The 24,401-nt window shown below is 48.8% G+C and carries 23 protein-coding genes and 1 riboswitch; of the genes, 12 read left to right on the forward strand and 11 right to left on the reverse strand.

Annotation, left to right across the window (positions count from 1 at the left end):
• Positions 1 to 128: 128 nt before the first annotated feature.
• Genes M1D59_RS06125 through M1D59_RS06150 form a run of 6 tightly spaced genes read left to right on the forward strand, consistent with a single transcriptional unit; the run spans position 129 to position 8,430 of the window.
• The gene (locus tag M1D59_RS06125) at positions 129 to 1,475 is read left to right on the forward strand and encodes an aspartate aminotransferase family protein (RefSeq protein ID WP_035338991.1); all 1,347 of its coding nucleotides are present in this window, start codon (positions 129 to 131) and stop codon (positions 1,473 to 1,475) included.
• Positions 1,459 to 2,970: a pyridoxal phosphate-dependent decarboxylase family protein gene (locus tag M1D59_RS06130; protein ID WP_268489636.1), complete on the forward strand. Its 1,512-nt coding sequence runs from the start codon at positions 1,459 to 1,461 to the stop codon at positions 2,968 to 2,970. Before M1D59_RS06125 ends, M1D59_RS06130 begins: the two co-directional genes overlap by 17 nt.
• Positions 2,967 to 4,730, forward strand: a complete 1,764-nt coding sequence (locus tag M1D59_RS06135; protein ID WP_144497770.1) for an IucA/IucC family protein — start codon at positions 2,967 to 2,969, stop codon at positions 4,728 to 4,730. Before M1D59_RS06130 ends, M1D59_RS06135 begins: the two co-directional genes overlap by 4 nt.
• Positions 4,727 to 5,281, forward strand: coding sequence for a GNAT family N-acetyltransferase (locus M1D59_RS06140; RefSeq protein ID WP_144497771.1), 555 nt, complete (start codon positions 4,727 to 4,729; stop codon positions 5,279 to 5,281). Before M1D59_RS06135 ends, M1D59_RS06140 begins: the two co-directional genes overlap by 4 nt.
• Positions 5,256 to 6,599: a lysine N(6)-hydroxylase/L-ornithine N(5)-oxygenase family protein gene (locus M1D59_RS06145; protein ID WP_020450901.1), complete on the forward strand. Its 1,344-nt coding sequence runs from the start codon at positions 5,256 to 5,258 to the stop codon at positions 6,597 to 6,599. The genes M1D59_RS06140 and M1D59_RS06145 overlap by 26 nt, the downstream gene beginning before the upstream one ends.
• Positions 6,600 to 6,615: 16 nt before the next feature.
• Positions 6,616 to 8,430, forward strand: a complete 1,815-nt coding sequence (locus M1D59_RS06150; RefSeq protein WP_458117878.1) for an IucA/IucC family protein — start codon at positions 6,616 to 6,618, stop codon at positions 8,428 to 8,430.
• A gap of 42 nt (positions 8,431 to 8,472) precedes the next feature.
• Here the strand turns inward: M1D59_RS06150 and M1D59_RS06155 are convergent, their stop codons facing one another.
• Together M1D59_RS06155 and M1D59_RS06160 are read right to left on the reverse strand one after the other, a co-directional pair.
• Entirely contained in the window at positions 8,473 to 8,913 is a 441-nt protein-coding gene (locus tag M1D59_RS06155; protein WP_020450903.1) for a GNAT family N-acetyltransferase, read from the reverse strand.
• Between the two features lie 173 nt (positions 8,914 to 9,086).
• Positions 9,087 to 9,920 (reverse strand): dehydrogenase/reductase SDR family member 1, encoded by an 834-nt coding sequence (locus M1D59_RS06160; RefSeq protein ID WP_095290001.1) that lies wholly within the window; start codon positions 9,918 to 9,920, stop codon positions 9,087 to 9,089.
• Positions 9,921 to 10,032: 112 nt separating this feature from the next.
• Between M1D59_RS06160 and M1D59_RS06165 the strand changes: the two genes are divergently transcribed.
• Positions 10,033 to 10,995 carry a helix-turn-helix transcriptional regulator gene (locus tag M1D59_RS06165; protein ID WP_328032885.1) on the forward strand — a complete coding sequence of 321 codons (963 nt, stop codon included), beginning with the start codon at positions 10,033 to 10,035 and terminating at the stop codon, positions 10,993 to 10,995.
• A gap of 73 nt (positions 10,996 to 11,068) precedes the next feature.
• Here M1D59_RS06165 and metH read toward each other — a convergent pair whose 3' ends face one another.
• From metH to M1D59_RS06180, 3 genes are all read right to left on the reverse strand, one after another.
• Positions 11,069 to 14,485: a methionine synthase gene (gene metH, locus M1D59_RS06170; protein ID WP_458117879.1), complete on the reverse strand. Its 3,417-nt coding sequence runs from the start codon at positions 14,483 to 14,485 to the stop codon at positions 11,069 to 11,071.
• Entirely contained in the window at positions 14,478 to 16,307 is a 1,830-nt protein-coding gene (locus tag M1D59_RS06175) for a bifunctional homocysteine S-methyltransferase/methylenetetrahydrofolate reductase (RefSeq protein WP_035338980.1), read from the reverse strand. The genes metH and M1D59_RS06175 overlap by 8 nt, the downstream gene beginning before the upstream one ends.
• A gap of 79 nt (positions 16,308 to 16,386) precedes the next feature.
• Positions 16,387 to 16,498, reverse strand: a riboswitch (SAM riboswitch).
• A gap of 77 nt (positions 16,499 to 16,575) precedes the next feature.
• Complete coding sequence (locus tag M1D59_RS06180; RefSeq protein ID WP_003180528.1) at positions 16,576 to 17,067, reverse strand: YajQ family cyclic di-GMP-binding protein; 492 nt, start codon at positions 17,065 to 17,067, stop codon at positions 16,576 to 16,578.
• A gap of 160 nt (positions 17,068 to 17,227) precedes the next feature.
• Between M1D59_RS06180 and M1D59_RS06185 the strand changes: the two genes are divergently transcribed.
• Positions 17,228 to 18,076, forward strand: coding sequence for a CvfB family protein (locus tag M1D59_RS06185; protein WP_458117880.1), 849 nt, complete (start codon positions 17,228 to 17,230; stop codon positions 18,074 to 18,076).
• A 37-nt stretch (positions 18,077 to 18,113) separates the two neighbouring features.
• Here M1D59_RS06185 and M1D59_RS06190 read toward each other — a convergent pair whose 3' ends face one another.
• Entirely contained in the window at positions 18,114 to 18,236 is a 123-nt protein-coding gene (locus M1D59_RS06190; RefSeq protein WP_023856637.1) for a DUF3941 domain-containing protein, read from the reverse strand.
• Between the two features lie 155 nt (positions 18,237 to 18,391).
• On the opposite strand from M1D59_RS06190, the gene M1D59_RS06195 reads away from it, so the two are divergent.
• The gene (locus tag M1D59_RS06195; RefSeq protein WP_020450910.1) at positions 18,392 to 18,598 is read left to right on the forward strand and encodes a spore germination protein; all 207 of its coding nucleotides are present in this window, start codon (positions 18,392 to 18,394) and stop codon (positions 18,596 to 18,598) included.
• A gap of 41 nt (positions 18,599 to 18,639) precedes the next feature.
• On the opposite strand, the gene M1D59_RS06200 is transcribed toward M1D59_RS06195, so the two are convergent.
• On the reverse strand, positions 18,640 to 19,500 hold the full coding sequence (locus M1D59_RS06200) for a DegV family protein (protein ID WP_039072668.1): 861 nt from the start codon (positions 19,498 to 19,500) through the stop codon (positions 18,640 to 18,642).
• A gap of 163 nt (positions 19,501 to 19,663) precedes the next feature.
• Between M1D59_RS06200 and M1D59_RS06205 the strand changes: the two genes are divergently transcribed.
• Complete coding sequence (locus M1D59_RS06205; RefSeq protein WP_020450912.1) at positions 19,664 to 20,506, forward strand: YitT family protein; 843 nt, start codon at positions 19,664 to 19,666, stop codon at positions 20,504 to 20,506.
• A gap of 15 nt (positions 20,507 to 20,521) precedes the next feature.
• A complete protein-coding gene (locus tag M1D59_RS06210; RefSeq protein ID WP_020450913.1) occupies positions 20,522 to 20,974 on the forward strand; it encodes a BsuPI-related putative proteinase inhibitor in 453 nt (150 codons plus the stop codon).
• A gap of 89 nt (positions 20,975 to 21,063) precedes the next feature.
• Here the strand turns inward: M1D59_RS06210 and guaC are convergent, their stop codons facing one another.
• From guaC to M1D59_RS06230, 4 genes are all read right to left on the reverse strand, one after another.
• A complete protein-coding gene (gene guaC, locus M1D59_RS06215; protein ID WP_020450914.1) occupies positions 21,064 to 22,044 on the reverse strand; it encodes a GMP reductase in 981 nt (326 codons plus the stop codon).
• A gap of 176 nt (positions 22,045 to 22,220) precedes the next feature.
• On the reverse strand, positions 22,221 to 22,409 hold the full coding sequence (locus M1D59_RS06220; protein WP_020450915.1) for a DUF3813 domain-containing protein: 189 nt from the start codon (positions 22,407 to 22,409) through the stop codon (positions 22,221 to 22,223).
• A gap of 1 nt (position 22,410) precedes the next feature.
• Positions 22,411 to 22,551: a hypothetical protein gene (locus M1D59_RS06225; RefSeq protein WP_003180548.1), complete on the reverse strand. Its 141-nt coding sequence runs from the start codon at positions 22,549 to 22,551 to the stop codon at positions 22,411 to 22,413.
• A 98-nt stretch (positions 22,552 to 22,649) separates the two neighbouring features.
• Entirely contained in the window at positions 22,650 to 23,462 is an 813-nt protein-coding gene (locus M1D59_RS06230; RefSeq protein ID WP_458117881.1) for a Cof-type HAD-IIB family hydrolase, read from the reverse strand.
• 122 nt (positions 23,463 to 23,584) lie between these two features.
• Between M1D59_RS06230 and M1D59_RS06235 the strand changes: the two genes are divergently transcribed.
• Complete coding sequence (locus M1D59_RS06235; RefSeq protein ID WP_101560712.1) at positions 23,585 to 24,352, forward strand: prolyl oligopeptidase family serine peptidase; 768 nt, start codon at positions 23,585 to 23,587, stop codon at positions 24,350 to 24,352.
• Positions 24,353 to 24,401: the final 49 nt, after the last annotated feature.

Consider the following 24,401-nt stretch of genomic DNA (forward strand, 5'->3'; position numbering starts at 1 on the left):
TCTTCATGTTTCCTCATTGTGAGAAACGCCCTATTTTTCTGAATCTTATTGACATGCCGGTGTCACAAAATATACACTTTTTTTGTCATTGAAAATGATAATCTTTATCAATTGGAGGAATGCTTTCTATGCCTGTACAAACGAGTTCTAAAAATCAAGTGTTTTTGGAGCAGCAAAATAGAAGAGAGTCTAATGCGCGTTCATATCCGAGAAGATTTCCGCTCGCCATGCAAACCGCGGAAGGTGTCTTGGTGACTGATGCGGATGGAAAGCAATATTATGACTGCCTGGCAGGAGCGGGGACGCTTGCGCTTGGTCATAATCATCCAGTTGTGATTGAAGCGATTCAAAAAATGCTTGATGAAAAACGCCCGCTGCACACGCTTGATATCACTTCGGAAATCAAAGAAGAGTTTGTCAGCGAAGTATTTGCAAGCCTTCCTGAGGCGTTTGCCAAACGGGCGAAGATTCAGTTTTGCGGTCCGACCGGCGGCGATGCGATCGAAGCCGCTCTCAAGCTTGTCAAAACGGCAACGGGGAGAAGAACCATCTTGTCGTTTCACGGTGCCTATCATGGTGCAACTCATGGAACGATGGCGCTGAGCGGTAATTTATCTCCAAAGGAAAATGTCCAGGGACTTATGCCTGATGTGCATTTCCTGCCATATCCGTATGAATACCGCTGCCCGTTTGGAAGAGGAGGAGAGGCGAGCCACAAGCTGTCGAGCGCATATATCGAAAATATGCTGGATGATCCGGAAAGCGGAATTTTACAGCCGGCCGGGATGATCTTTGAAGCCGTACAAGGAGAAGGAGGCTCAGTTCCGGCTCGGGCTGAATGGATAAAAGAAATGAGAAGGATCACAAAAGAACGCGGAATCCCTCTAATCATTGATGAAGTGCAGACCGGCATCGGCAGAACCGGAAAAATGTTTGCGTTCGAGCATGCCGGCATTATACCGGATGTCATCGTCCTTTCAAAAGCGATCGGCGGAAGCCTCCCTCTGTCTGTCGTCATCTATGATCAAGACCTTGATCAGTGGGGACCGGGGGCGCATATCGGCACATTCAGAGGGAACCAGATGGCGATGGCGGCCGGAAGTGCAACGTTAAAATATATAAAAGAGCACGATGTACTGTCACATGTAGAAAAAGTCGGCGCGAAGCTCATGCAGGAATTGCAAGACATTCAGGAACACGTTCCTGAAATCGGTGATGTCCGGGGACGGGGGCTGATGATCGGCGCCGAAATTGTCGCACCGCATAAAAAACAAAACGCAAACGGCAGCTATCCGGCTGATGCGGAGCTTGCAAGCGTGATTCAAAGAAAATGCTTTGAAAAAGGACTGATCGTTGAAACGGGAGGACGCCATGGAAGCGTGATCCGCTTCTTGCCGCCGCTCATCGTAACAGAGGCGCAAATCGACGATATCATCACGATCTTCAGAGAGGCCGTCTATGAAGCAGTCAAGTAAACAGAAAAACTTTGATTCCCTGTTTATGTACAACGGCGAACAGGGGATCAAAGCATACCGTGACGCGGCCGAGGCCGCTGTAGAGACGCTGTGGGCCGATTGGAAAAATAAAATGAAGCCCTACAGCGGGAAGATGCCGAATGAATTAAAGCACGAAATTAAAAACTTGTTTTCGTTTAAGGAAGCGGGAGAACCGCTTGCGGATGTTCTCGCTGATCTAAAAGAAGCCTATTTGCCGCACCGGATTCATGTTGAAGATCCAAAATGCGCCGCACACTTGCACTGTCCGCCGCTCATCCCGGCACTCGCTGCAGAGATGCTGATCAGTGTGCTGAATCAGTCGATGGATTCGTTTGATCAAAGCGGAGCGGCTTCATTGATCGAGGAAGAAATGGTGCAGTGGCTTTGCCGAAAGTTCGAGTACGGAAAGGATGCTGACGGAACATTTACGAGCGGAGGCACACAGTCTAATTACATGGGACTTCTGTTGGCCCGCGATGCTTTCTGTGAAAAGCAGTGGAACTGGAACGTACAGAAGGACGGACTGCCGCCGGAAGCGGACAGGCTGCGGATCCTCTGTTCAAAGGATGCTCATTTTACCGTGAAAAAGTCGGCTTCCCAGCTCGGACTTGGAGAGCGCGCCGTCGTACTCGTCGATACAGATGATGAAAAGCGGATGAGCCTTTACGATTTAAAGCGAAAAACAACGCTGCTTGAGGAATCGGGCTTACATCCATTTGCGATTGTTGCCACATGCGGTACGACGGACTTCGGAAGCATCGATCCGCTTTCCGAGCTTGCGGATGCCGCGCATGCCGGCGGGCTTTGGCTTCACGTTGATGCCGCGTATGGAGGGGCGTTGATTTTGAGCAGAACCCGCCGCTATAAATTGGCCGGTATCGACAGGGCCGACTCCATCAGCGTCGACTTCCACAAGCAGTTTTATCAGCCGGTCAGCTGCGGCGCTTTTCTTGTCAAAGACAGAAGGCATTTCCGCTTGATTGGTTATCATGCCGATTATTTAAATCCTGAAGAGGATGAAGCGGAGGGAATCGTTCATCTCGTCAATAAATCGATTCAGACGACGAGGCGCTTTGACGCTTTAAAGCTGTTTGTCTCGCTGCGTGTGCTTGGAGAAGATACATTCGCAGAGATGATTGACTGGACATTCGCATTGGCCGAAGCGACAGCGGAAAAAATCTCAGCAAGCGATCGGTTCGAACTGCTAAATCCGCACCCTGAACTGAACGCTGTCGTCTTCCGCTACCTCGCCTCAGAAGACGACGCAGAGAACGACCGTTTGAATAAATGTATCCACAGAGAATTGTTCAGAACGGGACAGGCGGTGATCGCCAAGACGGCAGCAGCCGGGAAAACGTATTTAAAATTCACGCTGCTGAATCCGCGGACGACGCTTTCGGATCTTGACGACATTCTCGGCAGGATTCAAGAGCTGGCAAGTCTTTATACGAATAGCAGGAGGATAACAAGATGAGTTCATTTAAAGAAATAGCAGAAAACGCTACGATTCAAAGTTTTTTAAATTGCTATTTGCGTGAAACCGGCATCAAAACCCGTGAGATCGCGGACGGCTCTCAAAAAACGCTGATTGTTCCGCTAAAACGCCAGCAAATCGAGCTGATCGTTCCGATCAAGTACTGGTCGAAGACGGGAAGGCACCTTTTCTCTTTTCCGCTTTACTATCAAACAACCCAAAACAAGCCGCTTCCGCTCGACTATGTCACGCTCGTCTCCCTCGCTTCAAAAGAATTGCTTCTTCAGCAAAACCGCGGGGGTGCCGAGGATGAATTCTTGCTCAGAGTCATTTTGAGCTGCCGCAATATCAGCCGTTATGTGGAAGAACGGGCCGGTGATCAAAATGAGCTTAGCCGCGCTGATTTTACGTTTATCGAAGCGGAGCAGTCGCTCTTGCTCGGTCATCTGATGCACCCGACGCCAAAAAGCAGGCAGGGCATGAAACCTGAAGAGGAAAACATTTTCTCACCTGAATTGAAAGGGGAGTTTCAGCTTCATTACTTTAAGGCGCATGCCTCGCTCGTTCTGCACGATTCAAGTACAGGAACAAAAGCGCCGCTAGTCATACAAGAGGAATTGAGAAACGACCCGATGATTGATAATGCGTGGCTAGACGAGCAAACGGCCGATCCGGATTTTGCGCTTCTTCCCGCACACCCGCTCCAGGCGAGAGCTTTGCTGGAGGAGCCGTATGTTCAAAAATTGATCGATCAAGGTCTCCTTACATATCTCGGTGCAAAGGGCAGGACGTTCACGGCGACATCCTCCGTCCGCACGGTTTACAGCAAGCACTCGCGCTATATGTACAAATTCTCAGTCCCGATCAAAATCACGAATTCGCTTCGTGTGAACAAGCAGAAAGAATTGGACAGAGGTGTTGAAATGGCCCGGCTGCTTCAGACAGAACTCGGTCAAAGGTTAAAACAGGAGTTTCCGGGCTTTCGCGTTATCACAGATCCTGCCTACATCTCGATTCGGGGGGAGAACGGGGAGTCCGGCTTTGAAGTCGTGATCAGGGAGAATCCGTTTTATGAAGACGACCGTTCTGCATGTCTGGTCGCCGGGCTTTGCCAAGATCACGCCTTCGGGAAAGAGTCACGGCTGTCCTCTGTGATCCGCGGGCTGGCGTTAAAAGAAGGGCGGACAACGGAAGAAGTGAGCATTGATTGGTTTGACAAATATTTATCCATTTCGCTAGAGCCTGTTTTATGGCTGTTTGAAACATACGGGCTGGCGATTGAAGCGCACCAGCAAAACGCCGTTATCCGCTTAAAAAACGGCTATCCGGAGACGTTTTACTACAGGGATAATCAAGGCTATTACTACAGCGAATCAAAAGCCGGGATTCTTTCCAAGCTGATCGAAGACTTGAGCGAAAGGAGCGAGACGATCTGCACGGACGGCGTGGCTGTTGAGAGACTGCGCTATTATTTCTTCTTCAACCATCTGTTTGGGCTGGTGAACGGGTTTGGCTGCGAAGGGCTGATCCGGGAAGAAACGCTCCTGTCCATGATCAGAGAGCGGCTTGAAAAAGCGGAACACATTTACGGCATCACTGAGTTGACGGACAGCCTGCTTCGGTTTTCGGAGCTTCCGTGCAAGGCCAATCTGCTGACGAGATTTTACGACATGGATGAGCTGACGGGCTCGCTTGAAACCCAGTCTCGCTATACGTCTGTCGGCAATCCGCTGTTAAAGGAGGCGGCGGCCGTCCAATGAATGACCGGATCACATTTCAAAAAGCGGACTATGCAAGAGACGTATCGCTCGTCTATCGCTGGATGCAGGAGGAGCACGTCATCCCGTTTTGGCATTTAAACATGCCGTTTGCAAAATTTGAAGACCATTTTCACAAGGCCATCACAGACCCCCACCAAACGCTGTACATCGGCTCTATCGACGGTGTGCCCATGAGCTACTGGGAGTCGTACTGGGTCAAGGGGGACGTCATTGAACACCACTTTGACAATGAACCTTTTGACCAGGGCATCCACCTGTTGATCGGAGAAAAAGAGTACTTGGGAAAAGGGCTGGCCCTTCCGCTTTTAAAAGCGATGGTCTGTATGCAATTTGCCGAGCCTAACACAAAAAAGGTCATCGCAGAGCCGGATATCCGCAACAAAAAAATGATTCATGTTTTTGAAAAATGCGGGTTTCGCCCGATTAAACCTGTGAATCTCCCTGATAAAACCGGATTATTGATGTTTTGCGAACGAGAACGTTTTTTTGAAAAGGGGAAAAAAGATGAACTCTACAAAGAGAGCCACTGATGTATATGATGTCATCGGCGTCGGCATCGGGCCGTTTAACCTCGGTCTTGCCGCATTAGCCGATTCCGTGCCTGAGATTAATGCGCTGTTTTTTGAACGAAATGAAAGCTTTAACTGGCATCCCGGCATGCTGATTGAAGGGACGACACTGCAGGTGCCGTTTTTGGCCGACTTGGTGAGCATGGCCGATGTGACAAGCGAATACAGCTTTTTAAACTATCTCCAGCAGCATAACCGTCTGTATTCTTTTTATTTTCTGGAAGACTTTCATATTCCGAGAAAGGAATACAACCACTACTGCCGCTGGGTGGCAGAACAGCTTGACTCGTGCCGCTTCGGGATGAATGTTGAAAGCATATCGCTCATTGAATCGAATCCGGAGGCGCTTTTTAAAGTGCGGGTCGTGAATCGGGAAAACGGCGGGGAAGCCGTTTATTACACGAGGCATGTTGCGCTTGGCATTGGGACGGGCCCGCACGTTCCCGAAACGCTCTCAGACGCTTTGGGAGGCTCGGTGTTCCATTCAGCTGAGTATTTAATGAGAAAGCCCGACGGATTTAAAGGGAAAAGGGTGGCCGTCGTCGGCTCCGGTCAAAGCGCAGCCGAGGTGTTTTATGACCTCGTCGGTGAAGATGAAGCGGAGCATGTCAGCTGGCTCACCCGCTCAAAAGGCTTCTTCCCGATGGAATATTCGAACCTCGGGCTCGAATATTTTTCGCCTGATTATATCGATTTTTTCTATCAGCTTCCACAGTGGAAAAAAGATGAATTGCTAACGCAGCAGGATCTCCTTTATAAAGGAATCAGCGCGAAGACGATCAGCGATATTTATCATCTTCTGTATGAGCGGACCTGCGGAGGGCGGGAAGCGGCTTTTGATCTTCAGTCCATGACAGAAGTCAAGCAGATCGAACAGCATGGAGAAACGCTGATTCTGCACTGCGCAAACCGGGTGAATGAAGAACGGTTTGAGCGGCAGGCAGATGTGGTCGTCCTGGCGACGGGCTATAAAGAGAGGCTGCCGGAGTGTCTGGCACCTGTTGACAGCCTGATTGAAAAGGACGCGGGCGGCCGCTATGTCATTACGCGCGACTATAGACTGGTGACAGCTGCAACATCAAAAAACCATATTTTCGTTCAAAACGGAGAGCTGCACACGCACGGCGTCGGAGCGCCTGACCTGGGACTCGGCGCTTACCGGAACTCGGTGATCATCAATCAGCTAGCCGGGAGAGAAGTATACAACGTCAGCCACAAAACGGTTTTCCAGACATTCGGAACAGGAATCACCGAAAAAACCGCGGTGCCAAACGGCTAATAAAGGAGGCATTTTCATGTTGTTTCAAGATGAATTAAAGAGGGTCCTCAATCCGGACAGGTGGACAGAAGTCAATCGGCGATTACTGGCGAAGATGCTTTCTGAGTATATGTATGAGGATATCATCAAGCCCGATTTCATTGAAACTGAAGACGGCATCAACCGGTATGAGCTGAGAACGGCGGAGGATAAGGTGTACCGGTTTACCGCCAAACCCCGCATGTTTGACAGTTTTGACGCGATGCCGGAGACGATTGAAGTCTTCAAGAGCGGACAATGGACAAAACAAGTGAGCGCGATTGAATTTCTCCTCGATATCCAGCCGCATATCCCGATGAGTCCGGAAACAGCGGGGCATTTGATCAAAGAGTTCAACCATACGATGCTGGCGGATGCTCATCTTTTGGCAAAGGATGCGCTTACGGCTGACGAGCTGACCGAAGCCGATTATGCCGTCATTGAAGGCGAGATGACAGGCCATCCGTGGATCGTCTACAACAAAGGAAGAATCGGTTTTGGCTATGATGACTACCTCCGGTTTGCACCGGAAAATCAGAGAGCCGAACGGCTGCTGTGGATCGCTGTACACAAAGAGACCGCGTCATTCCACTCAGTTGAAGGACTCGATTATGAAACGCTGATTCATAAAGAGCTTGATGAGCTGACTTTAAGGCAGTTCGCTAAAGTGATAGAAAAGCAGGACGCAGCCAGTGAAGACTATTATTATCTGCCCGTCCACAAATGGCAGTGGACAAATACGATCATTCAGCAGTTTCCGGAAGAAATTGCTTCAAAAGCGATCATTCCTTTAGGGGAAGGCGGAGACGAGTACCTGCCGCAGCAGTCGATCAGGACCTTTACAAACATCACAAACAAACACAAGCATCATATTAAACTGCCGATGAGCATTTTAAATACGCTTGTATACAGAGGACTGCCGTCGGAGCGGACGGTGATCGCGCCGAGAATTACTGAGCATATTAAAGGGATCGCCGAAAACGACGCATTTCTAAAAGATGAATGCAGGGTGATCCTGCCGGGCGAAAATGCCAGTCTGAACGTTGATCACCAATACTATCATGCTCTTGAAAAAGCCCCGTATCAATATTTGGAAATGCTCGGCGCTATTTTCAGAGAAAGCATTTATACGTATTTGGAAGATGGAGAGCAGCCTGTTACGCTCGCTTCTTTAACATACATTGATCAAGGCGGCGTGCCGTTTATCAGGCGCCTGATCGAAAAGTCGGAGCTGTCAGCGGAGGAGTGGATCGGAAAGCTGTTTAACACCGTGATGCCGCCGCTTCTGCATTTCATGTACCGCTACGGAACCGTATTTTCGCCGCACGGACAAAATACGATTCTCGTCTTAAAAGATTATCAGCCGCACAGGCTGGCGATTAAAGATTTTGTAGATGACGTCAATATCAGCGACCAGCCGCTGCCTGAACTGAGCGGTTTGACAGAAGATTTAAAAGTCATTCTCAGAAGCGAGCCGCCGGAAGGGCTTGTGCAGTTTATCTTTACAGGGCTTTTCATTTGCCATTTGCGCTATGTGGCCAACATTTTGGAAAATGACGGTCTGCTTCCTGAAAAGCGCCTGTGGAAAGCTTTGGCTGATGCGATTTTGGAATATCAGCAGAGATTCCCTGAACTGCATGAGCGCTTCGAATTGTTCGACTTATTCAAGCCGGAATTGACGAAGCTCTGCCTCAACAGAAACCGGATGGTCGACTACGGCTATAAGGACGGAGATGACCGCCCGCATGCCTCCGAATTCGGAAAAGTGACAAACGCGCTTGCGCAATTTAAAAAAGAGGCCGCAAAGCTTTAATGCTCATGCGGCAGAGAATGCCCCGCTTCCGGCGGGGGTTTTTTATGTCAATTTCTTATACATCAAAATATGAGGTCCGATCGGCGGTATATCGTAGACCCCGCCTTGTTCGCTGAAGCCGAGCTTTTTATAGTACCCGCTCACAGATGTCCTGGCGTTGCACCATAAAAGGTCTGCGCCTTTTTTCCGAAGAAGCTCTTCGGCATGGCGGATAAGCGTACTGCCCGCTTTTTGCTCGCGGTACCCTTCAAGTGTCGCCATCCCTCTCAGCTGATACTGTTTTTGGCCTTCAAGCTCTGAATGTTCGGCTTGATGAAAGGAGGCGATGCTGATCAGCCTGTCCCGATAATATCCGCCGAGGTGAAACGTGCCCCCGAGCAAATCGGTTTCATACTTGCATGCTTCCAGCGGCTGATTCGGCCGGAGAATGCGGTGCCTGATCTCATACGTATCTTCCGCGTTTATAGGTTTGACTTCAATCATATGATTCCTCCTTCAGTTGCAGTTCAGATTGGGCGAACGAAATTCCGCGTGCTGTTGAAACCATGACTGTCATTCCATTATATAACGTTGGCGGAAACGATCAAAGCAGGATAAACACCTTCACCTGATCTGCCTTTAAAGAATCATTTCCCCCGAGAGGCGATCCCTAATCCCTATATCGTAAATGGCGGAATATACCGTCCGTCCACATCTGTAAACTGATATTCTTTGGCTAAATCACCAACTCTTAACGCACGTCCGCTTTTCTCCATCACATCCGGATCTTTGGCCAATGCTGTGATTCCGCGTCCGACATAATAAGGCGTTTCGGTTTTCCTTAAATCTTCTGACTCCTGCCAATCCGCCTCATCTGATTCATGGTACTTCAGCACAAGTTCGGTTCTCATAAATCCCGGCGAAACGGCAAGAACGGCAATGTTGTCCCGTTTTAATTCCAATGAAAGACCGTACGCCATCCGGACGATGGCGTTCTTGGCCAAATCGTAATAAAACTGTCCGGTGTATTTGTTCTCATCCCAAAAGGTCGTATGAATGATAAGAGCTTGTTTATTTTCGCGAAGGAGCGGCACGGCGAAGTGGTTCGTCGCCAGCTGGGCGCGCACCCCTGCGGTGAACATCGTATCCCAATTTTTTAATGACAATTCCCAAAAAGGCTTTGCCTCGACACCCAGATCGTGCGCACCCCATACATTGTTGATCAAGATATCCAGTTTTCCTTGTTCTTCGCGAATTTTAGCGATGACAGCCTCTGTTTCTGAATCGTTCGTATGATCACATCTTACAGCAATACCCTTTCCGCCGGAAGCTTCAATTTGTGACACGGTGTCATCAATTGTACCGGGCCATTGATTCGTGGAAGCCCCCCTGATACTGCGGCCTGTCATATACACGGTTGCACCGGCTTTTCCAAGTTCGACAGCGATGGCGCGGCCGGCGCCTCTGCTGCCACCTGTTACGAGAGCGGTTTTTCCTTTCAGCGGTTTCATTCATCCCATTCCTTTCATTATAAAAGATATGCTCATTATAAAAGCTGAATCTTGACAACCATTGTCATATTTTATTAAATAAGTTCATCCATTGATAAAAAAAGGTGGTCATATGAGAGGAGATCGACTGATATCTATTCTTTTAATGCTTCAGGCGCAGGGACAAATGACGGCGAAAGAATTAGCGGAAAGGCTGGAAGTCTCGGAGCGGACGATTTACAGAGATATGGAAGCGTTAAGCGGAGCTGGAATTCCCGTTGTGGCCGAGCGCGGGATTAACGGAGGCTGGTCATTGCTTGATGATTACCAAACCACTTTAACCGGTTTAAAAGAATCTGAAATACGCGCATTATTTGTCCCGCTTTCTGAACAATTGCTGGACGATCTCGGATTAACCCGCATATCCGAAGAAGCCCGAAATAAACTGATAGCCTCGCTGCCTTCGGTATATCGTCAAAACGCAAAAGACGTGTGGAACCGAATATATATTGATACCCGTGCATGGCGCCATAAGAAAGAAAAAGCAGCATCCTTTGAAGTGCTGAAAGATGCCATATGGAAAGATCAAAAATTAAAAATCGTTTATCAGCGGGCAGATGGACAAACAGCTGATCGAATTGTAGCACCGCTTGGACTGGTAGCTAAAGGGTCAAACTGGTATCTGATTGCATCTAAAGAAAATGGGGAGATTCGAAATTACAGGGCTTCACGGATTCATTCTGCCACTCCTGTCTGCGAAACATTTGAAAGGCCCGAAAACTTTGATATTGCTCACGTATGGCAGTCTTCAATAAAGGAATTTATCGAAAGGCTGCCGACGTATGAAGTGCGGGTGAAGGCGGCGCAGGACATCTTGCCGAGGCTGTCGTTTACCAATTATTTTGTGCGGATCATCGAAACAAATGAGGTCGATCAGGAGGGGTGGATCCCCGTTACATTATCTTTTGATACGGAAGAAGAAGCGAAAAGGTATATACTCGGGTTCGCAGAGCACATAAGGATTATTGAACCTAAAGAACTGCACGGGAAGATACTCAACATGGCTGAATCCATTGTTGCTCATTATAAATCCTGAAGTATTCGCGGCATATGTTACGTCCATACAAAATGAACCCTGCAGGCCGCAAACGGCAAGCAGGGTCTTCGGGTTAATGAACATTGAAATATCTGGCTTCCGGATGGGAGACAACGATCGCTGATACGGAAGCTTCGGGCTCCATCATAAAGCCATCTGTTAAATGAACGCCGATTCCTTCGGGCTGGATGAGTCTGAAGAGTTTTTCCTGATCTTCGAGATTCGGACAGGCCGGATATCCGAAGGAGTAGCGCTGTCCCTGGTATTTCGCCTGAAAACGCTGTTCCATCGTGAAGTCTGGTGCATCAGGGAAGCCCCAGCGGTCGCGGATAACTTGGTGCGTCCGTTCGGCGAGTCCTTCGGCCAGCTCAAGAGCAAGCGCTTGTACCGCATGACTTTTCAAGTAGTCGCCTTCCTCCTTAAAGCGGTTTGCGGCTGCTCTTACATGTCTGCCCGCTGTCACGGCAAAGAACGAGACATAATCGAGCTCTCCTTTCGGTCGGACATAATCGGAAATACAGCGGTACGGAAGCTTTTCCTGCCTAGGAAAAACAAACGTTTCAAGGATGCTGTCTTTGTTCCCGGGGTCTAAAATATGGAGCGAATCCCCGTCGCTGTACGCGGGGAAAAATTGATAGACGACGGCGGGGTCGAACCAGCCGTGCTCTTTCCCGTCTCTCAGCAACTCGTCAATCAGCTCTTTCAGCTCCAGTGCTTTCGGATGCTGTTCAGCCAGGAGTTTTTTGACTTTTCCTTTCAAGCCGAGGTGATGGCCGAGCAGCATTTGTTCATTGACATACGGCACGATATAGGAAAGGTCGATATTTTTCAAATAGTGCCGCTTCAAGTCTTCCGGCTGAAAGACCGGCGCCTGCGGAACGTGCGCCCGTTTTTCAAGCATTTCAATCACGGCTTTCGTCTGCTTTTTTTCCGCGACGGCGGCGGGTGCAGCGGCTTCTTTTTTCTCGAGAAACTGCGACGGGTCCGTCCGCAGCTGATTGGCGAGCGATAAGCCGTCCATGGCGTCCTTCGCGTATAAAACCGGCCCTTTATATTCAGGCGAAATTTTCATGTTCGTGAACTTTCTTGAAAGCGCGGCTCCGCCGACCATAATCGGGATGGAAATATCCGCTTTGTCGAGGTCCTGCGCTGTAACGACCATTTGCTGCGCCGATTTGACGAGCAGGCCGGACAGACCGATGATATCGGGATTCTCTTTGCGGACCGCTTCAATTAATTCCTGCGGTGTCACTTTAATCCCAAGATCGACAACCTTGTAGCCGTTGTTGCTTAAAATGATGTCGACTAAGTTTTTGCCGATATCATGGACATCGCCTTTAACGGTTGCCAAAACGATCTTTCCTTTGCCGCTGTCGTCTTTCTTTTCCATATACTGTTCGAGAAAGGAAACGGCAGCTTTCATGACTTCTGCCGACTGCAGCACTTCAGCGACAATCAGCTCATTGTTGTTAAACAGCCGTCCGACCTCCGCCATGCCGTCCATAAGCGGACCGTTGATCACGTCGAGCGGGGCGGCAAATTTTTTCAACGCTTGTTCGAGATCGGGAATCAAGCCTTCTTTTGTACCCTCGATGACGTACTCAGCCAAGCGCTCTTCCAGGGAAAGAGATGTTTTCGGCTGTTTGTCCGTTTTTTTCTTTCCGCGGTAGAAGTCAGTGAAGGATGCGAGCGTTTTGTCATCAGTGTGAAACAGAAGTTTTTCAGCCATTTCGACTTCTTCTTTAGGAATGGAAGCGAACCGCTCAAGCTTTTCCGTATTGACGATCGCGTAATCAAGCCCGGCCTGTGTTGCGTGGTACAAGAATACAGCATTTAAGATTTCCCGGCCGACGGGCGGAAGACCGAATGAGACGTTGCTGACGCCGAGAATCGTTAAACATTCAGGGAGCCGCTCTTTGATGAGGCGGATGCCTTCGATCGTTTCTTTAGCTGAGCCGATGTATTGTTCATCACCTGTTCCGACAGGGAAGACGAGCGGATCGAAGATGATATCGCTGGCCGGTATTCCGTACTTTTCGGTGAGCAGCTGATGCGACCTGACGGCGACGGCCAGCTTTTTTTCCGCGGTGACCGCCATTCCCTCTTCATCGATCGTGCCGACGACGAGTGCCCCTCCGAACTGTTTGACGAGCGGGAGGATGTCAGCGAACCGTTCTTCGCCGTCTTCAAGGTTGATCGAATTGATGATCGCTTTTCCCTGTGAGTATTTCAGCGCCTTTTCAATCACCGTTTTGTCCGTCGAGTCGATGACAAACGGGGCTTTTACTTTTTTCATCGCTTCTTTTAAGAAGCCTTCCATATCTTCCGCTTCATCGCGGTCCGGGTCTGCAAGGCAGATGTCGATGACATGGGCGCCGTTTTTCACTTGGGCTCTCGCGATTTCGGATGCTTCCTCAAATTTCTGTTCAGCGATCAGCCGCTTGAATTTTCTCGATCCGATGACATTTGTCCGCTCCCCGACAAAAAGGGGACGCATCGTTTCTTCATAAATTAGTCCGTCGATCCCTGAGACGGTGTGCGGCTTTTTTTCCGAAGGGACCGTCCGCGGCGGCAGCGAGGCTACTTCATCGGCCAGCGCTTCAATATGGGCGGGCGTCGTTCCGCAGCAGCCGCCGACAATGTTCAGCCAGCCTTCTTCTGCAAACGCCTTGATTTTTTTCGCGAGCGATTGCGGTGATTCATGGTATTGTCCCTCCTCATCGGGGAGGCCGGCATTCGGATAGCAGCTGACGGCCGTCCTCGCAAGGGAAGAAAGGGTTCTGATGTGATCTGTCATAAATTCCGGGCCCGTCGCGCAATTTAAACCGACGCTGACCGGCTTCATATGCTCGAGTGAGATATAGAACGATTCGATATCCTGGCCGGCCAGTGTCGTGCCCATCGGTTCGATCGTGCCTGATACCATGAGGGGAAGGGTTTTGCCGGTTTTTTCGAAGGCTTGTCTGATACCGATAAAGCCCGCTTTAACGTTCAGCATATCCTGGCTCGTTTCGAGCAGCAAGAGGTCGGCTCCCCCTGTGATCAGCGCTCTTGCCTGTTCCTCGTAATTATCGATCAGCTCGTCAAAGGTCGTGCCGCCGGTGACGGAAAGGGTTTTTGTCGTCGGACCCATCGCGCCGGCGACAAACCTTGGCCATTCAGGTGTGGAAAACTTTTCGGCGGCGGCTTTGGCGAGGTTGACTGAAGCGAGGTTGACTTCATAGGCGCGCTGCCCGAGGTCGTACTCGTCCAGAACGAGCCGTGTGGCTCCGAATGTATTGGTTTCGATGATATCGGCTTTAGCGGCCAGATAGGCTTCGTGGATGCCCTGAATGATATGAGGTGCCGTGATGCTTAGAAATTCATTGCACCCTTCATAGGCCTCGCCGCCGAAGTCAGCGGCGGACAAACCGGCATTCTGGATCATCGTTCCCATCGCACCGTCAAGGACGAGGATTTTTTTCTTCAGCTGGTCATTGATGTTAGACATTTGTTTTCTCCTTTTCTTTCTGGTGGATATATGCCGTCAGTTCGGCGGTTAAATCAGACCGCAAAAACGGTGTGATCAGATAAATGCCGTTGAACAGGTCGCACGCCGCATCAAGCAGGGAGCGGGCGATCGCGAGCCCTTCCTCGGCCTGTTTTTGTTTGTCATTTCCCGCCAGCGCCATCTTTTCGCGGATTGAATCGGACAGTTTGATGCCGGGGATTTCGTTGTGGATGAATTCCGCGTTGCGGCTGCTGGTCAGCGGCATGACGCCGATATAGATCGGTGTTTCAAGATGCTTTGTTTCTTCGTGGATTTTGATGAGCTGCTCCTCTGAATAGACAGGCTGGGAAATGAAATAGTCTGCGCCGCAGGCGATTTTTTTCTCAAGCCGTTTCACCGCTTTGTCAATGTGTCTGACATTCGGATTGAAGGCGGCCGCCACTGAGAAATTTGTTTTCTTGCCGAGCGGTTTACCCGAATATGACAAGCCTTCGTTAAACTGTTTGATCAGGCTGATCAAATCGAACGATGTCAGATCATAGACGGAAGTCGCTCCCGGAAAGTCGCCGATTTTCGACGGATCGCCGGTAATTGCCAGCACGTCTGACAGCCCCAGTGTATCGAGCCCCATTAGATGGGACTGCAGGCCGATCAGGTTGCGGTCTCTGCATGTAATATGGATCAGCGACCTCATATCGAGGCGCTGTTTTAAGAGCGCGCCGCAGGCGACATTGCTGATCCTCGGTGTGGCAAGCGAGTTGTCCGCCAATGTCAGTGCATCGATTCCGGCTGATTGAAGCTCTTTAGCGGCGTGCAAAAATTTCTCAAAGTTTAATTGTTTTGGAGGATCGAGTTCGACGATAATGGACCGTTTTTGCTTGGCCAGATCGTCGAGAACGGGCTCTGTCCTTTCGTTTTGAACAGCAAGCGCCGCTTTCTTTCTGATTTTCACGTGCTTTTCGGTGACTGGAGGAAGCCCTTTGACTGCCTCAGCCATCGCCCTGATGTGGTTCGGCGTGGTTCCGCAGCAGCCGCCGATGATCCGTGCGCCTTGATTGCGGAATTCCTCCGCGCTTTCCCTGAAATATTCATCATCTGTCTCATAAACAAGCCTGCCTTCGACAAGGGACGGGAGGCTGCTGTTCGGATAGACGGAAAGATAGGCGTCTTCTAAAAGCGGGACTTCTTCAAGCGCTCTGATCATATGATAAGGGCCGAGGCGGCAGTTGATGCCAACGACGTCTGCGCCGAGGGATGCCAGCTGCTTCAGACCGTCCGCAAGCGGGGTTCCGTCCTGAAGAACGCCCTCTTCGTGCATTGAGACATTCAAAATGATCGGCAGCTCTGTTTCCTTTCTGGCAATCTTTAAAACTTCGCGCGCTTCTTCTAAATCATAATAGGTTTCGAGCAGAAGTCCGTCCGGCTGCTCATTTAACAGAAGATAGAGCTGTTCGCGGAAGCTTCTTTTAATGTCCTCGAGAGAATACGAGTTTTTGTTGAACGTCCGGATTCCGCCGAGCGTACCGAGAACATAAGCAGAACCGGCGGCGGAGCGGGCGAGACGGACCGCTTTTTCGTTGATTTGTTTTGTTTCGTCTTCGAGCCCGTATCTGGACAGCTTGATGAAGTTTGCGCCGTACGTGTTCGTTTGAATAATATCGGCGCCGGCCTGTACATACGCTTCGTGGACGCGTCTCACTTCTTCGGGCTTGGAGATGTTCAGTTCCTCAAAACACCTGTCGATCCCGTAGGAATACAGAAGTGTGCCCATTGCGCCGTCCGCGATTAACGTTTTGCTTTTTATATCCTCCAAAAAACCCATCGTTTTCCCCCTTAAGCATTTTTGATAAACAAAAAAGTCTTCTGTGAAGCAGAAGACTTTTCATCGACAGTTGTCCGTCTTCTTATCTTCCAAGCAGACTGCTTGCTGGATTTAGCACCTTGGTCATGAATATTCATTCACCGGTTGCTGAGGCTTCATCGGGCCAGTCCCTCTGCCTCTCTTGATAAGAACAGCTATTTAGTTTCTATTGATTACTTTTACTCAATTTACCGAAAATCGGGAGAATAATCAACAGTAAATTAAGAATTTATCGAAAATTTATAAATTGGACATCAATCGGCAGGTCGGCTTCCCTCACCATCGCGATGATTTGCTGAAGGTCGTCTTTATTTTTTCCGGTTACGCGGACTTGATCATCCTGCACTTGCGATTTAACTTTCAGACCCGATTTTTTTATCAGGTTATTGATTTTTTTCGCGTTTTCTTTGTCGATGCCCTGAACTAGTTTTCCGCGCTGTCTGACCGTGCCGCCTGAAGCGTTCTCAAGCTTTGAGTATTCGATGTTTTTCGTCGGGACGTTCCGCTTGATCAGTTTGCCGACAAGCACGTCTTTCAGCTGGTTCATTTTAAATTCGTCGTCCGATACGAGAACGAGCTCGTCTCCTTCGAGTGTGATGCTGCTTTTTGACCCTTTGAAATCATAGCGTGTGCCGATTTCCTTGAGAGCGGTCTGAATTGCGTTTTGAACTTCAGGTAGTTCAACCTTTGAGACGATATCAAATGAGCTTTCTTTCGCCATGTGAAAACCTCCATCCATTTTACTTATGAGTCAATTATAGTAGAATAAGGTGAAACTTCCAATATCGAGCGGTTTGCCTGGCCGCGATCCGGCAATAATTTTAACATTGGAGGAATAATAAGAAAAAGAAAAACAGGCCGATAAGAAAGGAAGAAACAGTATGAAACCAGGACAGCAGCTAACATTGAAAATAGATCATAAAGCCGATTACGGTTACTTTTTGACGGACGGCGAAACGGCGGTCCTTCTGCATCAGAGCGAGATCACGGAGGATATTGAAGACAGAGAAGAGGTCGATGTCTTTTTATATGCCGATCATGAAGATCGCTTGGCGGCTACGATGAGAAAGCCGATGATCAGCGCTGAACAGTACGGCTGGGTGGAAGTCGTTGATGCCGTCAGCGGCATGGGGGTTTTCGTCGATGTCGGGCTCTCGAAGGACGCCCTCGTTGCGACAGAGCATCTCCCGCCGTATGAATCAGTATGGCCGCAAAAAGGGGACAGGCTGTACTGTATGCTGAAAATCACGGGGCACGGAAGGATGTTTGCCAAACCGGCGCCGGAGGATAAGATCAGCGAGCTGTTTAGTGAAGCTTCACCCGGTCTGATGAATAAAGAGCTCACCGGAACGATCTACCGCTTGATCGCATCAGGCTCTTTTATGATTTCCGAAACCGGCATCAGAGGCTTTATCCATTCTTCTGAGCGAAAGGAAGAGCCGAGGCTTGGGGAAAAGCTGACCGCAAGGGTGATCAAAGTAAAAGAAGACGGTTCTGTTAATCTGTCGCTTCTGCCAAGAAAGCAGGATGCCTTGTCGGTTGATGCAGAACAAATCTTGACTTATATGAGAACGAGAAACGGCGCGATGCCGTTCTGGGATAAAAGCGACCCTGAGGATATCAAAGAGCGCTTCAACATGAGCAAAGCAGCATTTAAAAGGGCGCTCGGCCATCTGATGAAACAGGATAAAATCTATCAGGAAGAGGGCTGGACATACGAGAAAAAATAAATATGAGGCGGCGTCCGATGAGGACGCCGCCGGTTTTTTACAAGTGATCAGGCTTCTTTGATTCCTGGTGTTTACCGGCTTGTCTGTTCTTTTCAGCGAGCCGGTTTTTCTGCTGGTTGACGGCGTTGTTGTCAACTGGCTTTTTATCATCATCTTTCATGAGGAAGCACCTCCTGTCAAAATGTCGCTTTTAGCTTGCACACTGCCGGCGAAACTATGTACTCTCCCAACCGCGATGTTTTTTGCCGGGAAGTTTATGCCTCCTTGTACCGCCAGCATACACATATCATAAGACCCAAAAAAAGGAGACTTGGTATGAAACATTGCTGCTCAGTTTACATTCAAAGTGTTTCGGCAGGAGGAGTCGTCAATTTTGGCGGTGCTTTCAAAATTTGTCCGATCACAATGGAAAAAGTGGTCGAGGGGTCTGGAGGTCCTGATGTCGCGACAGCGGCTGCCGGTTTTCTTGATGGAGCGCTTACACCGGCCGCCGCTGAAGGAACAGTCACCGAAGACAGCTGACGAAGAAGGCCTGCTTTTATCAAGCAGGCCTCTGTTTTACCTTATCTTTTGTCTTTCCCCGGAAAAAAGACCGCCAATGTTCCGGGGCCGGAATGGGCGCCGACCGCTGAACCGACCATGTTGACGACGATTTCCCCCGGCTGAAATTCGGCTTCGATCATCCGTTTGACCTCTTCGGCCGTCTCTTCGTCATCTCCGTGGCTGATGCCGACCGTCTGTCCGCTCAAATCGACGCTTCTTTCTTTCATCAATTCGATCATCCGTTTGAGCAGCTTCTTTTTGCCCCGGATTTTTTCCAAGGGGACAAGCTTGCCGTCTTCAACATGCAGGAGCGGTTTAATATTCAGCAAACCGCCGACAAAAGCCGATGCTTTGCTGATTCTTCCGCCTCTTGCCAAATAAGTCAGGTCATCTACGGTAAAAATATGTTCAAGATGTTCGCAAAAGTCCTTTACAGACGATTCAATTTCTTGTATTGTATTGCCGTTAGTTGCGAGTTTAAGGGCGTGCTTAACCGCGAGCCCATAGCCTAATGAAGCGCATTTTGAGTCGATGATCCGCAGATCGAAATCAGGGAACTCTTCCTTGACTTCGTTTGCTGCCATCACAGCCGTCTGGTATGTTCCGGAAAGCTCTGAAGAAAAGGCGATATAGAGAGCGGGTTTGTTTTCGCCGGCCAGCTCGCTGAATGCATTCTTGAACCGCATCATGGACGGCTGGGACGTTTTCGGCGCTTTGCCTTCGCGCATCGCTTCATAAACGTCCAGAGGCTGAATCGTCAGAAGGTCATCGTACTCTTTTTCATCAAGCAGCACCTTTAACGGAATAAATGAGATGTGATGTTCATCATAAAAAGATTTCGGCAAATCTGCCGCACTGTCTGCTAAAAGGTGAACGTTCATTTGAACCCCTTCTTTCTAAAAAATGGTTGAAAAGGACGCCAAACTGTCCTTCGGTATACTTCGTTTTTTAGGTCAACTATATCATATATTTTCACATTGACGTTTTCAAAATATTGTTTTAAGGGTAAACCAAATATATACGAAAGTAGCGGAGGAACTAAATATGGTCATAGCTGAAGCAAAAAAATTGTTCATTGTCATCATCGGCGCCTTGTTAAATGCCATCGGATTGAATCTGTTTCTGATTCCCGCCGATGTTTACGCCAGCGGCTTTACGGGGGTGGCGCAGCTTTTATCGAGTGCGCTTGACCAGTACAGCCCGATTTACTTTTCAACGGGGACGCTATTGTTTATTTTAAACATTCCCGTCGGGATTCTGGGCTGGCTGAAGGTCGGGCGCTCATTTACGGTTTACAGCATTTTGAGCGTAGCCTTGACGACGGTCTTTTTAGGAATGCTCCCTGAGGCGAGCCTGTCAAACGATATTTTGCTGAACGCCGTGTTCGGCGGGGTGATCGCCGCGGTCGGAATCGGCCTGACCCTTAAATACGGGGCTTCAACGGGCGGTTTGGATATTATCGCGATGATCCTGGCGAAGTGGAAAGACAAACCGGTCGGCACCTATTTCTTTATTTTAAACGGTGCGATCATTTTAACAGCAGGATTATTGAACGGGTGGGAGAAAGCATTATATACGCTCGTTACACTATATGTGACAACCAGGGTGATCGATGCCATCCACACCCGTCACGCCAAGCTCACCGTTATGATTGTCACAAAGAAAGCGGAGGAGATCAAAGAAGCGATTTACGGAAAGATGGTCCGCGGCATTACAACCGTTCCGGCGAAAGGCGCCTTTACGAATGAACAGAAAGAAATGATGATCATTGTGATTACAAGATACGAATTATACGACTTGGAAAAAATCATTAATGAAGTGGATCCAAATGCTTTCACAAACGTCGTGCAGACAACGCAGGTTTTAGGGTTTTTCCGCAAAGATTAATGAAAGGGTGAATGAATGCGGCTGATTTCCATGATTGTAATGTTGCTGTTTGTCGGTGGATGCGGGCAAAACGGGGATCAAGTCCCCGATAAGGAGGTATCAGGGGAAGTGAATAACGGGAGTGTAACATTAACGGTTGAACCCGTTCAGAAGCAGGGAGAAATCGAATTTCGGATGTCGGTTGTCAACCATACGGATGATGTGGCAGAGTTTGAATTCAGCAGCGGACAGAAATTTGAACTGATCGTCAGCGACAAAGAAGGGAATGAAAGGTACCGCTATTCGAAAGGAAAAATGTTTACGCAGGCGTTCCAGACGATGACGCTCAAACCGAAAGAGTCTTACGATTTTACTGATGTATGGAAAGAGGTGCCTGAACCCGGCACATATGAAGTAAACGTGACATTTTTGGGAAGATCGGAACAGTTTGCAACTTTGAGGGCCGGCAAATCGTTTGAAGTGAAATAGCCGTCAAAAAAGGCATCCCGGGAAGGATGCCTTTTTGTATGCTGTCAGGCAGAAGGGAAGGCGGCTGCCTGAACACCGCCCTGTGACCGTTAATATTGATCCCCGTTGAAAATAGAATTTTTAACGATAACGTAGTCTACGTTGCGGATCGCATCGAGCTTGTTTCCTCCCGCGTAAGAAATGGATGACTGCAGATCCTGTTCCATTTCTGTCAGCGTATCCATGATCGCGCCTTTATGCTCCACGTACATTTTTTTGCCTTCGACATTTTTCTTTTCACCTTTTTGGTACTCAGAAGCCGAACCGAAATATTCTTTGTAAAGCTTGCCGTCTTTTTCGATCGTTGCCCCCGGCGATTCTTCGTGTCCGGCAAACAGCGAACCGATCATGACCATTGTCGCCCCGAATCTGACCGATTTGGCGATGTCCCCGTGAGTGCGGATGCCGCCGTCTGCAATGATCGGCTTGCTCGCCGCTTTTGCACACCAGCGCAGCGCAGCCAGCTGCCAGCCGCCCGTTCCAAAACCGGTTTTAATTTTTGTAATGCAGACTTTTCCGGGACCGATGCCGACTTTTGTAGCGTCGGCGCCGGCGTTTTCAAGTTCTCTCACAGCTTCGGGTGTTCCGACATTTCCTGCGATCACGAAGCTGTCCGGAAGATGTTTTTTAATGTGCTGAATCATATTGATGACGGCGTTCGAGTGACCGTGAGCGATATCGATCGTGATGTAATCAGGCGTGAGATTCTCTTTCACCAGCTCTTCGATAAACGCGTATTCGTCATCTTTGACTCCGACGCTGATTGAAGAAAACAAACCGCGCGCCTTCATGTCTTTTACAAAATCGATCCGTGTTTCCGGCTCAAAGCGGTGCATCACATAAAAGTAACCGTTTTCCGCTAATGAAACAGCCAGCTTTTCATCTATAATGGTCTGCATATTGGCGGGCACCACAGGCAGTTTAAATGTTCTTCCGCCGAACTGCACGGACGGATCACATTCAGAGCGGCTCTTGACGATGCACTTTGCAGGAATTAGTTGAATATCCTCGTAATCAAACACGTTTTCCAATATAAAAACCCCCAAAAACGAATATTTATTTGTTTGTTATATAAAATGTTCGCCTTTTATAATGTACTTCCTTTTGCTTCCGATGTCAAATTTTTATGTTTTGAAATTTGAACATAAAAAAGGAGCCGTGCCGATGGCACAGACTCCTCTCCGGCTGTCAAAAAGCCGGCGTGTTGTTATGATCGTTGATCTAGCTGCTCCTGAAGATCGTGAAGCTGGCGCCGTTCGGCATCAGTTGAATTGGCGTATGCCGAGGAAAGGGCGTTTTTGGCTCTTGCAACGGCTTTCGCCTTTTCGCCTGAATCCGTCGAAGCTTCAGCTTCATGAACGGCTGCTTTGGCCATTTGAAACAGTTCGTTTCTCATGTTACAGCCCTCCGCATTCCGTCGGGCCGCTCTTTTGTTCAGCCTCTTCTAATGTGGAGCGGTAAGGGAACCTGGCGGCATGCTGTTTAAGCGAATCCTTGCCTTGCTGAATAAACCGTTTTGATTTGCTGCGTTTACCCATCTTGAAATTCCCCCTTAACACGAGTGACGGTCCGGTGCGGCCGTCTTCTCATAGTATTGCCGTTTTGAAAAGCCGTTTATGAATGGCAAATTATAATATTATAAAGCGAAGTAGTCCTTCAAAAAGACTGCGATTCCGTCTTCTTCGTTTGATTTTGTAACCTTGTTTGCAATGCTTTTTACCCCTTCGATGCCGTTGCCCATCGCCACGCCGCAGCCCGCGAACTCAAGCATTTCAAGGTCGTTGTCTTCATCGCCGAAGGCAATGACCCGCTCAGGCGGTATCCCGTAATAGTCCGTGATTTTCTCTAAGCCGACCGCTTTATTGATGCCGCTTTTAATCAGTTCGATCACATGCCACGGAGCCGCCCATCTTCGATGATCGACCATCTCCGCGTGAACGTCTGACAGGTAGGAGCGGATCGCCGGAACATCCTCTTCTTTTGCGTGGATCAGTACGCTTGTCACATCCTGGCCGAGGTTTGTCCTTAAATCTCCGACTGTAATATTCGGGCTGCCCATAGTAAAGACATCAATCAGTTTTTCGTCATGATAATGAAAATAAACATCATCGACAATTTCAGCAAGGATATTATGTACGTTGTATGTCTCGCTGACTTCAATGATCTGTTTGACCACCTCGAGATCAAGAGATGTATGGAAGCGTCCCCAGCTTTGATCTTTAGGATGATGGACAAACGCCCCGTTGAAATTGACGATCGGCGTATCGAGCTGGAGCTGATCATAATACACGGAGCTTGCTCGGAACGGTCTTCCCGTAGAAATGCACACGTAATGTCCATCTTCCCGCAGCTTGCGGATGACGTCGCTGGAGCTTTCCGAGATGGTCTTGTCGTCTTTTAATAATGTACCGTCTAAGTCCAATGCAATTAAATATGGTTTTGTCTCCATAAATGCTCCTTTGTTGTGAATTTGAAAGTTCTGACTTACCTATAGTGTATCTTTTTACCTTCTTTATTGTCTACATGTTAAACTTATGATGATGGACATCCTAAAAGGAGGAAGAAACAGTCGTGATCATAATCGAGAAGCAACATATTTCAAACATTCCTCTTTTGCATATTGTAAAAGAGGAGAAAAAAGAGAAAGCTCTTCCTCTTGTTTTCTTCATACATGGTTTTACAAGCGCAAAAGAGCATAACCTTCACTTCGCATATCTGCTTGCCGAAAAAGGAATGCGCGTGATCCTGCCTGAGGCTCTTTATCACGGGGAGAGGGAAGAGCAGCTCACTCAGGAAGAGATCGCCCCGAGGTTTTGGGAGATCGTCACGAATGAAATCAAAGAGCTCGAAGTGCTGAAAAACCACTTTGAACAGGAAAACCTGATTGAAAAGGGCCGTATCGGCGCCGCCGGAACTTCGATGGGCGGTATTGTCACGCTCGGCGCTTTGACCCAATACGAATGGATTACAACTGCCGTCAGTTTAATGGGCAGTCCCGCCTATGTAGAATTTTTTGATCAACAGCTCGCTTTTATGCGTGAAAAGAAAATTGAACTTCCTTTCACAGAAGGACAAATCGAACAGCAGCGCGATAAACTGAAGCGTTTTGACTTGAGTCTGCAGCCGGACAAATTGAAGATGAGGCCGCTTTTATTTTGGCACGGCAAACAGGATGGCACCGTTCCGTTTGCTTTGGCGCGCCGCTTCTATGAATCGACGATTCCGCTGTATGAAACTCGGCCTGATTTGCTGCATTTTATCGAAGATGAGCGGGCCGGGCATAAAGTATCAAGGGAAGGCCTTTTGAAAACAGTCGAATGGTTTGATGCGCACCTTTAAGTGCTATCGGTTTAGAAAATGAAAGAAGTGCGTTATACTGATGAAAAAA

This window comes from Bacillus sp. PK6-026 (genome assembly GCF_054161455.1).